Here is a 13,501-nt window from a genome sequence, read left to right on the forward strand (position 1 = left end):
GAAACAAATGACAACAGCAGAATTAATTGCAGCCCGCCGTTCCGAACCCTGGAGAGAAAAACTGCGCAAAAGCAAAAAAAATAAAGAACGCACGGATATTCCCCGTGTAGAAATGAATGAACTGGATGCCGAATACCGTAGTCATACCCGCCTGGAAGAGGTGAACCTGGGATTGACGAAGGAACAGGCCATGCAGGAGGCACAACGTTGCCTCGACTGCCCGAATCCGACCTGTATGGAAGGTTGTCCGGTAAGTATCAATATCCCGACATTCATCAAGAATATCGAACGGGGTGAATTTCTGGAAGCGGCTAGGGTCCTGAAAGAAACCAGTGCCCTGCCTGCCGTTTGCGGCCGTGTATGTCCGCAGGAAAAGCAGTGCGAAAGCAAATGTATCCACTTGAAGATGAAAAAGGCTCCTGTTGCTATCGGTTATCTGGAGCGTTTCGCAGCCGACTACGAACGGGAGAGCGGCAATATCTCCGTACCGGAGGTAGCAGAAAAGAACGGTATCAAGGTAGCCGTAATCGGTTCCGGTCCTGCCGGACTGTCTTTTGCCGGTGATATGGCAAAACGCGGATACGACGTGACGGTGTTCGAGGCGCTGCACGAGATTGGCGGCGTATTGAAATACGGTATTCCCGAATTCCGTTTGCCGAATAAGATTGTAGACGTGGAAATCGAAGGCCTGCGTAAGATGGGAGTGAAGTTCGTCACGAACTGCATCGTCGGAAAGACTATCAGTTATGACGATCTGCATGAAGAAGGCTTCAAAGGCTTCTTTGCAGCCAGCGGTGCCGGTCTGCCTAACTTTATGAATATACCGGGCGAAAACCTGATTGGTGTCATGTCGTCCAACGAATACCTGACACGTGTCAACCTGATGGATGCCGCCAATCCGGAAAGCGATACGCCTGTATTGCAAGGCAAGAAAGTGGCCGTAATCGGTGGTGGTAACACGGCGATGGACTCTGTACGTACAGCCCGCCGCCTGGGAGCCGAACGTGCTATGATTGTTTACCGTCGTAGCGAAGAGGAAATGCCTGCCCGTGTGGAAGAAGTAAAACATGCCAAGGAAGAAGGTGTGGAATTTATGACACTGCATAATCCTATCGAATATATCGGTGATGAAAGGGGACGTGTCAAACAGATGCGTTTGCAGAAGATGGAGCTGGGCGAACCGGATGCTTCCGGACGTCGTCGTCCGGTGGCTATCGAAGGAGCCATCGATACCATTGATGTGGACGAAGTAATCGTCAGCGTTGGTGTTTCTCCTAACCCGCTTATCCCGCGTGCCTTCAGCGGCCTGGAAGTAAGCAAATGGGGAACAATCGTAGTCGACCAGGATACCATGCGTTCCGCTTTGCCGGATGTATATGCCGGAGGCGATATCGTTCGTGGTGGTGCAACCGTAATCCTGGCCATGGGCGACGGTCGTAAGGCTGCTGCCGCGATGGATGCCGGCTTACAAGGAAAATAATCCGTATCTGATAAAGATAAGGCCCGGTCTGATTGCAGGTCGGGCTTTTTTATTGTTTGTGAAAAAAACGTCAAAATAACTGTTATAAGCCGAATTTTAAGCGCTTACATCCGAAATGTTATTGGAATGTTGAATTAATTCTTATATTTGCGTCTAATGGATTATTCAGAAAAGACATATAGAGAGGTAAAGAAGATATTTATACGATAGTTATAAATATTGGTGTGTCTATGAAGGGAGGGCTGTGGTAGAAATGCTATGGCCCTTTTTGTTAAATTGTAAATATGATATTGTTTGCAACTAATTAATAGTTACATTTGCAAAAAGATTAACCAAATGGGGACTAAAGAAAAACTTATAGAACGTTTTAAGGCTTTACCGTCAGATTTCACATTTGATGAATTAGAAAAGTTTTTAAAATGTTTTGGCTATGAAAAATCGAATAAAGGCAAAACGTCTGGTTCGAGGGTGGTTTATAAGAATAAGGATAAACGTCCGATCATGCTGCATAAGCCGTATCCGGGCAATATTATTAAGGCATATGCTATGAAGCAGGTATTAAATGATTTGATTGATGCAGGATTTATTAAATGAAGGAGGCTACGATGAATACATTAACTTATAAAGATTATATCGGCTCTGTTAATTTCAGCGAGAAAGATAATGTCTTCTTTGGAAAGGTAGAAGGCATTAATGCACTTGTGAATTTCGAGGGAGAAAGCGTGAGTGAATTACGAAAGGCCTTTCAAGAGGCTGTGGATGATTATCTGGTATATTGCGAAGAAGAAGGCATTGAGCCTCATAAAAGCTATTCAGGTTCTTTGAATGTGCGTATTTCGCCCGAAATTCATAATAAAATAGCCATGCTGGCTAAACAAGCAGGGATTTCTATAAATGCATTTATAAAAGAAGCATTGGAAAAACAAGTAGCATCTTCGTTCTGACACACGGCCTCGCTTTTAGAGCGGGGCTTTTTTGTTATCTCTTTTTGCAAAATAAAAAGCCCCGATATTACAAGCAATACCGAGGCCTTTTGGAAGCGAGCGGAAGACGGGACTCGAACCCGCGACCCTAACCTTGGCAAGGTTATGCTCTACCAACTGAGCTACTTCCGCAATTAAATCAAACTGTACTCGAAGCGGGACTTGAACCCGCACAGCCGCAATGGCCAAAGGATTTTAAGTCCTTCGTGTCTACCGATTCCACCATTCGAGCATCCCTTCTCTTAGAGATGAGCGGAAGACGGGACTCGAACCCGCGACCCTAACCTTGGCAAGGTTATGCTCTACCAACTGAGCTACTTCCGCATTGTTTTCGTTTGCGTGTGCAAGGTAGACGAAATTTTTGTATTTGCAAACATTTGACTAAAAAAATCTCTTTAGAGGATGATTTTTTTAATACCGGATTAATAATTTGTTCCCCTGCTGAGTGACATCGAATCTCGTTAATGCAAATTCTGACGGGCCATCTGACGGAGTTCCAGTACCATACGCTATTTCGTATTTGGTTCCGCACTTGGGGCATTCTGCCCAGCCGGTATTGTCAGCTTTGACCGTTGTATTTTTATTTGCTTCGTGAGGACAGCAGAGGTCATAGGCATAATACTTGGTGTTGCCGCTGGAATCGAATCCGCTAACCACCAGTACTCCCGAATATCCGAGCTGCGTACCGTAGTTCTGACCGCTGGTAGATGTTATTTCTTTAAAATTAAGAGCACCTACCAGGTCCTTGTCTTTGTAGGTCAAATCCAGTTCCAGATATACCCGTGCATAAGGAATGTTCGAGACGTTTACCTTATTGCACGACATCGCCAACAGTACTACCAAACAAAAAAATATTCTTTTCATATGTTTATGCTAACAGTTCCTTTTCTGCTTCGTTTACTTTACTAAACGAGAAACCGTCAATAATATTTTGCATCAGAGCAGAAATACTATCATTGCATAGATTACCGATACTACCTTCGTGCGTATGGCTGACCGCTTTATTCGGAGTGAATTTGCCCGCTTCTATATTCAGACCGACCTGTTTGTAAGCGTCGCGGAAAGGTACACCCTCCAATACGAGGCGGTTCACCTCTTCTACGCTGAACAATAAGGCATATTTGTCATCTTCCAGAATATGGTCGTTCACCTTCACTTCGCGCATCATGTGCGTTACCATGCGGATACAATCCTTCAGTTCGTCGAAAGCAGGCAGGAACACCTCTTTGATAATTTGCAAGTCGCGGAAATAACCCGACGGCAGGTTGTTGCATATTAATGTAATCTGCTGCGGCAGGCCCTGTATCTTGTTACATTTTGCGCGCGTCAGTTCGAACACGTCCGGATTCTTCTTATGTGGCATGATGCTCGAACCTGTCGTAAACTGATCCGGCAATTTGATGAATCCAAAGTTCTGGCTATTGAACATGCAAGCATCGAAGGCCAGCTTTGAAAGCGTTGCGGCAATGCCCGCCATAGCGAAAGCTACCGTACGTTCCATCTTGCCGCGTCCCATCTGTGCATAGACAACATTATAGTCCATCGAGTCGAAACCCAGCAGGTCGGTTGTCATCTGGCGGTTCAGCGGGAAAGACGAGCCATATCCGGCTGCCGAACCTAGCGGGTTGCGGTTGCATACCTTATAAGCTGCCTGCATCATCTGCAAATCATCCGCCAGGCTCTCGGCATACGCCCCGAACCACAGGCCGAACGATGAAGGCATCGCAATCTGTAAATGCGTATACCCCGGCATCAGTACTTCTTTGTAACGGTTACTCTGGCTGATCAGCACCTCGAACAAGCCGTTCGTTAGTTCTACCAACTCCCGGATTTGTGCACGCGTGTACAGTTTCAAATCCAGCAGCACCTGGTCGTTACGCGAACGTCCGCTATGTATCTTCTTGCCGATATCGCCCAGGCGGCGTGTCAGCATCAGTTCCACCTGCGAATGGACGTCTTCCACGCCCTCTTCGATCACGAACTCGCCGCGGTCGGCCACGGCATAGATGTTTTTCAGCTCCGCCAGCAGAACCGTCAGTTCTTCTTTTGCGAGCAACCCGATGCTTTCCAGCATCGTTATATGAGCCATCGAGCCAAGAACGTCGTATTTAGCCAGGTAAAGGTCCATCTCGCGGTCCTTACCTACGGTAAATGTTTCGACTTCCTTGTCTACCTGTACATTTTTTTCCCAAAGTTTCTGAGCCATAATGCGGAGAATTAATAGGGCAGGGAGGCAATCACTGTTGATATTTTGTCGAGAGCGTCCTGCAACGGTTTTGATACCATCGGTTTGATGAACGGGTTCAGATCGGCGCGGATCGTCATTTTCAATCGCGTATCGGCCTCTTGCACTTGTTTCAGTTGAATCCACAAGAAGAGTGGCACGGGCGAATTGGTTGTAGTAAATTTGATCGTTTTGTTCGGTTCGCGTTCTACGATCTGAAAAGTTATTTTACCTACGGGATCGACAGCGAAACTGCAAGAGTCGCTGTCGAACTCGAAGTCTTTGATTTTATCTTGTGGAATGCGGTCCTTCACCCGTTCCAGATTGGAAAGGTCGGACAGCATTGCATAGACACGATCCTCGTTATAGGGGATCGTTTTGATCTCACTTACAAATTCTGTCATTCCGGGTCATTTAAGATTAAACACCGGGATTCCAGTTAGAGGGATCCTTGCGCCATTCTTGGAGGATTGAAATTTCGGATTCGTCGATATAATCCGTGCGTACGGCTTCTTCCAGGACTGCATCGTAATTGCTCAAGGTTGTCAACTGTACTTTTGCATCCTTGAATGCTTCTACAGCAACAGGGAATCCATATGTAAAGATAGCAACCATACCGACCACATCGCAACCGAAATTACGTACTGCTTGTACGGCTTTCAGACTGCTTCCTCCGGTCGATACCAAGTCTTCGATGATGACAACTTTCGAACCCGGTTTCAGTTCACCTTCGATCAGGTTTTCCAGTCCGTGATCTTTTGGGGTAGCACGAATATAAACAAATGGAAGTCCAAGCAAATCGGCTACTAATGCGCCCTGTGCAATAGCCCCTGTGGCTACGCCTGCGATAGCATCTGCGTTTTCATATTTTTCGCTGATTACGCGTGCCAGTTCCAATTTGATGAAACTACGAACAGCCGGATAAGAAAGCGTCTTTCTGTTATCATTATAAATGGGTGATCTCCAGCCTGAAGCCCAAGTGAACGGATTTGCCGGTTGTAATTTAACGGCTTTAATCTTTAATAATTTTTCTGCAACTAATCTTTCCAGTGTTTTCATACAATCCTACATATATATTTATATCAGTCTGCAAAAGTAGGTAAACAGAATGAGATAACCTTGTAGAACCTGAAAAAAATGAGGGGTTAAAAAGATGTTATTGAAAATAAAAGGCCACCGGCCAGCCTTCGGGAGGCGTTGACCGGCAGCCTTATCCCTACGGAAACCCTAGCCGTATCCTAAGGGATAGTTTCAAATACAGGGTGATCCCTTTCCGTGCCAGGCGGAGCAGCAGGGCTGGGATAAATTTCAGTAACGATAGCCGTTTTATCATCTGTTGACGGTTTAAAATGAAACAAAAAATTAAGCAAAGCAAGAATGAATTCGATGATTCGTTTGAATTTGGACATGGTCGTTTTAGGATTAAATATGGTTTGAATTTTATCAAAAGTGAACTATCCTGTCCCCGTGCTTGACACGGGGCCGCAAGAGAACTGGAGGTATCAAAAGATATTATAGGAAACGGTCTGTGCCTTTGCGATCCCGTGTCAAGCACGGGAACGGGATAGTTCACCTTTTTCTAAATAATAATCTCAACAATCGCCCGTACCGTCTTCTCCATCTGGACCAGACTTCGACGGTAGGTTTCGCGGTCGTCGCCGTTTAGTTCGCTGATATACGGGCTGTAGGCTATCTCGCGGGCATAGGCTTCCGGATTGTTGCTGGCCTGCCAGGCGGTACGGTAGTTGTTGCGGATCAGGCGGGCGAAGTCGAGAAAGGAATTTTCGCGGGTGTCGTACCGGCGGAAATCCAGGGAGTAGCTGCCGGTGTTCACTGTCGTTTTACCACCGTGCCAGTACTGGTTGCTGCAACCGTAGGCCGTCAGACCGAAATAATTGTTACTGCCCGTTGCCAGTTTGCTCATTCCCCATCCGCTTTCGAAGGCAGCCTGTGCCAGTATCACGGTGGGATTCATGTTGAAAGAGGCTCCCGCGGACACGGCGGCCTGCAGGGAGTTCTTGACGAAGCTGATTTGTTGTGCTGTCATACTTTTTAATTGAAGATTGAAAATTAAAAATTGAAGATTACTCAATTTCCGGGCGGTCGCTTCCGCCTTCTTCCGGCGCTTCCGGCTCCTTGCCGATGCGTTCGAGGCTTACTTTTTCGATCATGGCGCGCAGCTTATCGCCGGGGGTGAAGATGATTTTCGGTTTACGGATCATGTTGGCTTGAAAATCTTTTTCTTCGACTGTTCCGGAACTACCGATCGACAACCGGAAATTACCTAGTCTTCCAAGTTGAACTACTTCGTTGCGGAGTAAAGCTTCTTCCATCGCACGAATCAGGCCGAGAACAACCAGTGCCACGTCGCCGTCGCTCGCTGTGGAACGGTCGGCTATCAATTCACAGATGGAGTCGAAATCCATCATTCCGCTCACCGGAGCAGATGCGTAATAACGTTTCGCATCTGCCGTCGCTCCTTGGGTAAGGTCTTTTTTCAAGACCAGTTTGTACTTTACTGACATGCTGTTAAATGTTTAAGGGTTAGTGTAATAAGAACTTGTTTCTGAACTACATTGCAAAGATAATACAGGCTTTCTCCTTCATGGGAGGCTGCGGGATGGTGCGTAATGTTCAGTATGTATTTTTTATTTGATAAATATTCGTCTTTTGCGGAACAACGTATTGATATAATGCTTATGTTGTGGTGTGTTAATATTATAATTTATAAATAATTATGGAAGACAAAAAAATAGAAGTTTCTCCCTGGAGGAGAGCCTATGGCGTAACGGAATTCGCCCAACTGTATTTTCCCGGTCACACGCCGGTCGTTGCCTATAAACGTATGTGGGAATGGATACGCACCTCCCGCGGCCTGAAAGCCAAGCTGGAAGCCGCCGGATGGGTAAAATTTCAGAAGCTATACACACCAAAACAGGTCGTCGTCCTGGTAGAACACCTGGGCGAACTCTGAAAATGTTTAATTTAATTATAAATCCATGGATTTAGAAAAACGACAAACTGTTGAATGTACGTTGTATTTTTCGGCATTCGACACGCAAACGTTGATGTTAACCACCCTCGAACGCTACATTGCTGACGTCAGAAGCGGAAAACACAAAAAAGCGGTAGAAAAAGTGCAAGCCTATTTAGCTGCCAGTGAAAATGAAAAAGCCGAAGCCGGCAAGAAGAGACTCCCTCTGCTGGTACCCGGCGGAGCGATGGCCGGAGGCCGTAAACTCGAACATATGGTTCGTTACTCCGGTTGCATCTGTATCGATCTTGATGATGTGCTGTTGCCACCTGAGCAAATTCTCGGCCAGGCTGTGCAACTCGGTTATGTGAAAGCCGGGCATATCAGTCCTTCCCATACGGGAAACAAACTCTTCGTGCTGGTGGACAGCGATCAGGAACATCATCTGCAAGCATTCGAACAGGTACGGGCGATGATCGAGAAAGACCTCCCTGGTGTAACGGTGGATATCTCCGGCAAGGATGCCAACCGCGGTTGCTTTGCCAGCTATGATCCGGATGCTTTTTATAAAGAGGTGGCCGAAGTGGTACATGTCCCGCAGGAAACGGTGCTGGTGGCGAAAAAGGCTCCGGCTGTCCGTCCGTCGTCCTATCCGGACAATTCGCTGTCCAACTACATCGATAAATTTGAAGTAAACAATCCTTTTGCCGATGGCGGGCGTCATAGCTTCGTTTTGAAGCTGGCTTCGGCCTTGAACAGTGCGGGGTTCGATGAAAACGAAGTGATGGCCGAATGCCTGCGCCGTTATGTAGAACCGGGGTTCGGGGAGAAGGAAATCCGTGGTATCGTCGCCGACGTGTACCGCCGTTATCGTTCGTCGCACGGCAGCAATCCCTGGTGCCCGCCGACAGCTTCCACCGGCAAGAAGAGTCTCACGAGTCTCACAAGTCTCACCCCCATTTCTGAAAATCTACCAATAGAGGGTGATTCGCCTCTAGGCTTTGATATTGATCCTGACGAGGTCGATTTGCCCCACTTCGACAGAGCGATTTTGGAGCGTTGCCCCGGACTGATCGCTGAGATTCTGAAGGTGGCAACCAACGACCGCGAATACGACCTGTTGCTCCTCTCTTCGCTGACCGTACTGAGCACCATCATGCCCGGTGTTAGCGGCATGTTGAAGAATCAACTGTATAAACCTCCTTTCTATACCTTGATCGTCGGCCCTTCCGGAAGTGGCAAAGGGAGCATCAATGTGGTCCGTAAGCTGGCCGATCCCTGGCAAAACTATGTGTACGACGTTTCGAAAGCACAAGTGAAGGAATACGAGGAGAAAAGAGAGGCATCAGACAACTACAAGGCGCAGGTACGTGCCGCGAAAGGTAAGAAGCCGGCTGGGCCTCCTCCCGAAGAGCCGGAACTGGTCCGTCAGAAGCACCTGCACATGAGTGGCTACACGACGACGGCGCGTATGATCGAACAGTTGGATGTGAACAGCCTTATGCTTCGTTTTTGTATGAGACGGAACTCGAGTCGGTCAATAATACCATTGCGCAAGAGTTCGGAGGGTATAGTTATGTCTTGAACCAAGCTTTCCAGCATGAACGGATCAGCTGTTCGTCGAAGACCAACGGGACTTCTTATATCGAATTTCCCGAACTGGGTTTTCTGGCAACAGGTACTCCCGGCATGTTGACAAAGCTGATCCCTTCGACCGAGAGCGGGCTATATAGTCGCATGTTGATTTACCGCATTACCGGCCGTGCCGAATATCAACCGCTTACGTCGGCCGACGATACGCTTTGCAGCTTGCGTTATTTTGAAAGACTGGGGCAACGGGTGCTTGACATGGCGGTGCATTTGGAGAGTTCACCGACTTTTGTCTCTTTTTCCGACAAGCAGCGTAAAAGACTTGACCGCTTCTTCGAACGTGAATATAATAATGTACGTGTATTTGGCAACAACGACATAGCCTCTGTCGTGTTGCGCCATCGCCTGGTCGTTTTCCGTATGGCAATGACGTTGACGGGGATCCGTAAAGGTGAATCGCGGAATATGGACGGTAAAATCGAGATAGCGGACGACGATTTCGAGATCGCTTTCCATATCGGGAAATGCTGCCTTCGTCATTCGTTGCTGGTGAGCACTTCGTTGAAGCATAGCGACACGGAGCAGCATTACAAGTTGCCGGATGCGCAAGTCGACCTTTTCGAGGCCATGCCGGATGAGTTTAAAACGTCGGATATACTCGAAGAGGCTCGTGTCCGCGGAATTAGCCGTGCGAGTGTGTTCCGTATGTTGAAAAAGGCACAGGAATATGGCCTAGTTCTTTTAGTATCAACCGGTTGCTATCGAAAGACGGAAAAAGGCAAAAATGTCAAGAAATGAAAAAGGGGGGTGAGACTCGTGAGACTTTTGAGACTCATCGGTATTTCATCGGTCTAAAAACGGCCTTTTTCTGAACGGGTAGTTATCGCTCCGAAAACGAGTAGGCATCGGAGTTCTGACGGGTAGGCATCCGTTGGAAAGGTATTAGGGAAAAACGTCTGTTTTACCGGATTCCGAAAGTGTTTATATCGGTTGAATATTAATCATTAGAGTGGGAAAAACGTGTGACTAAAAAAAACGTTCCTTTTTTCTAGTCACAAAATTACAACAATCTTTTTAACCACCACTCTTTTTCTCTATATTTTTTTCTTTCTCTATATCCTTTCTTATCAACAGAATAACAAAGTTAGTACAAAATTCGACCTTTCCGGTATGAACTCAAATCATACACCCAAAAATGACGAGAAAAAAGGAACGTTTAAACTCGTCATTTAACAATTTGTGACATTTTGACGCTCCTACAGATAGAACTTTTATAACACTATTATTAATATTAAATTTATTGATTATGAACAAAAAGTTTTCTACTCTTTTGGTCAGCCTTCTGCTGGCTGGGGCTTGGACAACATTGGATGCAGCGATTGTGAAAACAACTCCTGCGATCGGTGGTAAGTATGCCATTGGTACGGTTGTTGAGGGCGATCAGATGAAAATCTGGAATATTTCTAGCATGAAAGTTGCTGACGCTGCTGAAGTGACTAGTGACAAAGTTACATTTGAACTGGAAGCAGTGGCAGATAAAGATGGTGTTTATTATTTGAAAAGTGGAGACACTTATCTGCAGTATGCCGGAACTGAAACTGACGCTACTGGTTATCTATCTTTTGGTGTCAATGGTACGAAGCTACAATTTAAGATAGAGGGAGGTCAGTTGGTTTGTTTGCCAGGTGTTGACACTTTTAATGGCAAATTGCATATGGATGCGGAAGGTAATGTTCGTGTTCCTTACCCTGGTTATACAATGTCGGCAGATTCTAAAGATCTGACTTTCGTTGTTTACAACGACGATGTTAAATTTGCTGGCGAAAACCTGCCTTTGCAGACAACTATCACAGCTAACGAATACTATGTTATTGCTGCTGACGGTACCCATGTTTTGAAAGCTGATGGTACTACTGGTGCAATGGTTGAAGAAGCTGAGTTGGATCAGGTACTGTGGGCAGTAACAACAGGTACAGCTGCTGACGGTAAAACTGTAACTTACAAATTCACAAACAAAGCTACTGGTAAGGCTTTGGTAATCGAAAAGCGTGACAACTTCATTGTGGCTGGTTCTCCTGCTAGCTTCACACTGGGTGTTGGCGAAGGTCAGTTGCTGGGTAGTGATCTTCAAGTAGGTACTGCTGCTAACTTTGGTATCTACAAATCTCCGATCGTTAAACTGAGCGCTGATAAGCTGAACGCCCTGTTGAACGACGGTTTCAATATGACAATCAATGGTGGTGCTGAAATCGAAGGTGCTGAAGCATTCGCTGGCGACTTGGTTGCAGTAGCTGTAGAGGGAGAACCTACTCGCTTCCAGTTGAAGAGCGATGACAAATTTGTTGTCCTGGACAAGACAAAAAAATGGGGTTCAAACTTAGGTGCTCCTGATAACAGAGGTGCTAAGTTTGATTTGGTGAAAACAGTTGGAGCTAATCAGTTGTCTTATTTCGAATTCACTCAATATGCAGGTTGTGCAGAAGACAAGATTGTTTTAGTTACTGTATTTGCTGCTAGTGACGCTACTGAAGCATTCGGTAACCTGTTCGTTCAGACATTGGGTGACAAAGTTGTTTTGACAACAAGTGCAAATATTGGTAAAGATGAGGTTCTTGAAGAATCATGGCCGACCATCACTTTGGGTGCTAACAACATCGTTAATCCGAAAGAATTCTTACAGAACAAATTTGCTGTAATCAAAGCGCTGAATGAAGAAGGTACAGGAGATGATGAATTCTTGGCTGCAACATGCGATAATGAATATGTTTGGACTAAGACTGTAGCTAACGATTTGGAAAAACAGTGGGCTATTGCTTACAACGAAGAAACAGAAGTGTACACAATTGTAAACCGTGAAGACAAAGATGTTAAATTAACTATCACTAAGAATGAATTGCGTGAAAATGGTGATAAAACTGATAACATCTATGTTTGGAAGGGTAAAGACTACGAAATCAAATTCGTGTCGGTAGATGACAGCAAACTATATTACAAATATCTGGCTGAAGATGCAGCGGAATTGAAGGAAAAGTCATTCGAAATGTCTTTCTGGTCAAATGTATTCGAAGGCTATGCTAAGGTTGGTATGAATGATGCTAAAAATGCTATCGTTGGTACTTCTGTTGATGCAGTAGAATTTACAGCTACAAAGACTGGTGATTATGTTGTGAAATCTTTGATAAACTATTACGAAGGTGGTCAGTTGAAAAAGAACGAACCGGAACTGAAAGCTCCGATTTACACATTCAACGTTGGTGAGACTTTCTTCAGCTTGGCTGGTGAAAAGGCTTCTTGGGCTGCAGAAGCAGGTACTAATGTGGTTATCCGTAAGGCTGATAAACATTTCAATTTGGTTGAAGCAACTACTTCTGTTTTGAAAGGTAAAGCTTATGTAGGAACAGACGATTCTTATATGTATCAGCAGGAATGTGTATATAGCGCAAACAAGAACACCTTGTTCGAAGTTAATGACAACAACCGTCCTGAATACCGTCGCTTGGGTGTAACAGTAAAAGATGGTTACAATGATATCGAAGGCGAACTGAACATCTTGAAGTTCTTCCGTACAAACGATCAAAATCAGTTCTTGTATGAAAACACTGGAAACCGCAATGCTCAGAATGGTGAAGCTTGCTTGAACTTCTTAGGTGAAACTAACTTGGCTGACAAACCTGCAAATGCTCAGTTACCGTTCTTGGTAGATACTGCATACATCCGTAACAATACTCGTAAACCGTTGTATATGCTGGCTGTACGTAGCGAATATCAGGAAGCAGGTGAAGAGATTATCCCATGTCCGGAACATGGATATGATTGCGAACATGCAACAAAAGTTGCGACTCCTGCTTACCGCACTGCTGACTATTTGGTAGCTTTGGATGACTCAACAGAAATCTATCCGCAGGCTAAATACCAGGGTGATGTTCGTCTGGCATTTGTACCGGCTAAACATATTGCAGATACATTGGTGATCGAAAGCTCTAATGGTGCTGAAACTAACTGGTTTGCAAACGACTCTATCATCTTCTCTAATGAAGATGGCAAACAGATCGACGCAACTCCGGCTGCATTTGCATTCAAGTTGGTTGACCGCTCTGTTGATCCGGAAGGTGACAAGGCTGCATTTATCATCGAAAACCAGGATAAGGATGGAACACACGTTATGTACGTATCCACAACACAGTTCCTGTATTGGTTTCTGAAATTGATCAAGCCGCTGAATTTGAAGTAATGGCTGCTGCTGAAGGCGA

13 protein-coding genes and 3 tRNA genes are annotated in these 13,501 nt (G+C 45.6%); 7 read left to right on the plus strand and 9 right to left on the minus strand.

Annotated features, from left to right (window positions below; genetic code table 11):
- Nucleotides 1-7: 7 nt before the first annotated feature.
- The 3 genes from gltA (at nucleotide 8) to DXA15_RS01755 (ending at nucleotide 2,424) form a co-directional block, all read left to right on the plus strand.
- Nucleotides 8-1,480: an NADPH-dependent glutamate synthase gene (gltA, locus tag DXA15_RS01745; protein ID WP_128132915.1), complete on the plus strand. Its 1,473-nt coding sequence runs from the start codon at nucleotides 8-10 to the stop codon at nucleotides 1,478-1,480.
- Between the two features lie 336 nt (nucleotides 1,481-1,816).
- Complete coding sequence (locus DXA15_RS01750) at nucleotides 1,817-2,074, plus strand: type II toxin-antitoxin system HicA family toxin (RefSeq protein ID WP_128132916.1); 258 nt, start codon at nucleotides 1,817-1,819, stop codon at nucleotides 2,072-2,074.
- Between the two features lie 11 nt (nucleotides 2,075-2,085).
- Nucleotides 2,086-2,424 carry a type II toxin-antitoxin system HicB family antitoxin gene (locus DXA15_RS01755; protein ID WP_128132917.1) on the plus strand — a complete coding sequence of 113 codons (339 nt, stop codon included), beginning with the start codon at nucleotides 2,086-2,088 and terminating at the stop codon, nucleotides 2,422-2,424.
- A 98-nt stretch (nucleotides 2,425-2,522) separates the two neighbouring features.
- Here the strand turns inward: DXA15_RS01755 and DXA15_RS01760 are convergent.
- From DXA15_RS01760 to DXA15_RS01800, 9 genes are all read right to left on the minus strand, one after another.
- Nucleotides 2,523-2,595: transfer RNA gene (locus tag DXA15_RS01760), tRNA-Gly, on the minus strand.
- Nucleotides 2,596-2,610: 15 nt separating this feature from the next.
- Nucleotides 2,611-2,695: transfer RNA gene (locus DXA15_RS01765), tRNA-Leu, on the minus strand.
- A 19-nt stretch (nucleotides 2,696-2,714) separates the two neighbouring features.
- Nucleotides 2,715-2,787 (minus strand) — tRNA-Gly (locus DXA15_RS01770).
- An 87-nt stretch (nucleotides 2,788-2,874) separates the two neighbouring features.
- Complete coding sequence (locus DXA15_RS01775) at nucleotides 2,875-3,327, minus strand: Rieske 2Fe-2S domain-containing protein (RefSeq protein ID WP_128132918.1); 453 nt, start codon at nucleotides 3,325-3,327, stop codon at nucleotides 2,875-2,877.
- 4 nt (nucleotides 3,328-3,331) lie between these two features.
- A complete protein-coding gene (argH, locus tag DXA15_RS01780; RefSeq protein WP_007654988.1) occupies nucleotides 3,332-4,669 on the minus strand; it encodes an argininosuccinate lyase in 1,338 nt (445 codons plus the stop codon).
- 11 nt (nucleotides 4,670-4,680) lie between these two features.
- The gene (locus DXA15_RS01785) at nucleotides 4,681-5,091 is read right to left on the minus strand and encodes an SRPBCC family protein (protein WP_128132919.1); all 411 of its coding nucleotides are present in this window, start codon (nucleotides 5,089-5,091) and stop codon (nucleotides 4,681-4,683) included.
- 16 nt (nucleotides 5,092-5,107) lie between these two features.
- Nucleotides 5,108-5,746 (minus strand): orotate phosphoribosyltransferase, encoded by a 639-nt coding sequence (pyrE, locus tag DXA15_RS01790; protein WP_007654984.1) that lies wholly within the window; start codon nucleotides 5,744-5,746, stop codon nucleotides 5,108-5,110.
- 520 nt (nucleotides 5,747-6,266) lie between these two features.
- The gene (locus DXA15_RS01795) at nucleotides 6,267-6,734 is read right to left on the minus strand and encodes a glucosaminidase domain-containing protein (RefSeq protein ID WP_128132963.1); all 468 of its coding nucleotides are present in this window, start codon (nucleotides 6,732-6,734) and stop codon (nucleotides 6,267-6,269) included.
- A gap of 37 nt (nucleotides 6,735-6,771) precedes the next feature.
- Nucleotides 6,772-7,212: an HU family DNA-binding protein gene (locus tag DXA15_RS01800; protein ID WP_128132920.1), complete on the minus strand. Its 441-nt coding sequence runs from the start codon at nucleotides 7,210-7,212 to the stop codon at nucleotides 6,772-6,774.
- 212 nt (nucleotides 7,213-7,424) lie between these two features.
- On the opposite strand from DXA15_RS01800, the gene DXA15_RS01805 reads away from it, so the two are divergent.
- The 4 genes from DXA15_RS01805 (at nucleotide 7,425) to DXA15_RS01815 (ending at nucleotide 13,482) form a co-directional block, all read left to right on the plus strand.
- On the plus strand, nucleotides 7,425-7,661 hold the full coding sequence (locus tag DXA15_RS01805; protein WP_128132921.1) for a DUF4248 domain-containing protein: 237 nt from the start codon (nucleotides 7,425-7,427) through the stop codon (nucleotides 7,659-7,661).
- Between the two features lie 25 nt (nucleotides 7,662-7,686).
- Complete coding sequence (locus tag DXA15_RS27490; protein WP_255419908.1) at nucleotides 7,687-9,246, plus strand: BT4734/BF3469 family protein; 1,560 nt, start codon at nucleotides 7,687-7,689, stop codon at nucleotides 9,244-9,246.
- Nucleotides 9,174-10,049 (plus strand): DUF3987 domain-containing protein, encoded by an 876-nt coding sequence (locus DXA15_RS27495; RefSeq protein ID WP_255419909.1) that lies wholly within the window; start codon nucleotides 9,174-9,176, stop codon nucleotides 10,047-10,049. The genes DXA15_RS27490 and DXA15_RS27495 overlap by 73 nt, the downstream gene beginning before the upstream one ends.
- A gap of 508 nt (nucleotides 10,050-10,557) precedes the next feature.
- A complete protein-coding gene (locus DXA15_RS01815) occupies nucleotides 10,558-13,482 on the plus strand; it encodes a hypothetical protein (RefSeq protein WP_233566670.1) in 2,925 nt (974 codons plus the stop codon).
- The last annotated feature ends 19 nt before the right edge of the window (nucleotides 13,483-13,501 follow it).

This window comes from Parabacteroides sp. AM58-2XD, assembly GCF_003463685.1.
GTDB classification, from domain to species: Bacteria; Bacteroidota; Bacteroidia; order Bacteroidales; family Tannerellaceae; genus Parabacteroides; species Parabacteroides segnis.

Coding starts and splice junctions, on each gene's coding strand:
- DXA15_RS01795 (WP_128132963.1), bottom strand. CDS start 6,734: ATGACAGCACAACAAATCAGCTTCGTCAAGAACTCCCTGCAGGCCGCC.
- DXA15_RS01785 (WP_128132919.1), bottom strand. CDS start 5,091: ATGACAGAATTTGTAAGTGAGATCAAAACGATCCCCTATAACGAGGAT.
- DXA15_RS01805 (WP_128132921.1), top strand. CDS start 7,425: ATGGAAGACAAAAAAATAGAAGTTTCTCCCTGGAGGAGAGCCTATGGC.
- DXA15_RS01800 (WP_128132920.1), bottom strand. CDS start 7,212: ATGTCAGTAAAGTACAAACTGGTCTTGAAAAAAGACCTTACCCAAGGA.
- DXA15_RS01775 (WP_128132918.1), bottom strand. CDS start 3,327: ATGAAAAGAATATTTTTTTGTTTGGTAGTACTGTTGGCGATGTCGTGC.
- DXA15_RS01815 (WP_233566670.1), top strand. CDS start 10,558: ATGAACAAAAAGTTTTCTACTCTTTTGGTCAGCCTTCTGCTGGCTGGG.
- argH (WP_007654988.1), bottom strand. CDS start 4,669: ATGGCTCAGAAACTTTGGGAAAAAAATGTACAGGTAGACAAGGAAGTC.
- DXA15_RS01750 (WP_128132916.1), top strand. CDS start 1,817: ATGGGGACTAAAGAAAAACTTATAGAACGTTTTAAGGCTTTACCGTCA.
- DXA15_RS27490 (WP_255419908.1), top strand. CDS start 7,687: ATGGATTTAGAAAAACGACAAACTGTTGAATGTACGTTGTATTTTTCG.
- pyrE (WP_007654984.1), bottom strand. CDS start 5,746: ATGAAAACACTGGAAAGATTAGTTGCAGAAAAATTATTAAAGATTAAA.
- DXA15_RS01755 (WP_128132917.1), top strand. CDS start 2,086: ATGAATACATTAACTTATAAAGATTATATCGGCTCTGTTAATTTCAGC.
- gltA (WP_128132915.1), top strand. CDS start 8: ATGACAACAGCAGAATTAATTGCAGCCCGCCGTTCCGAACCCTGGAGA.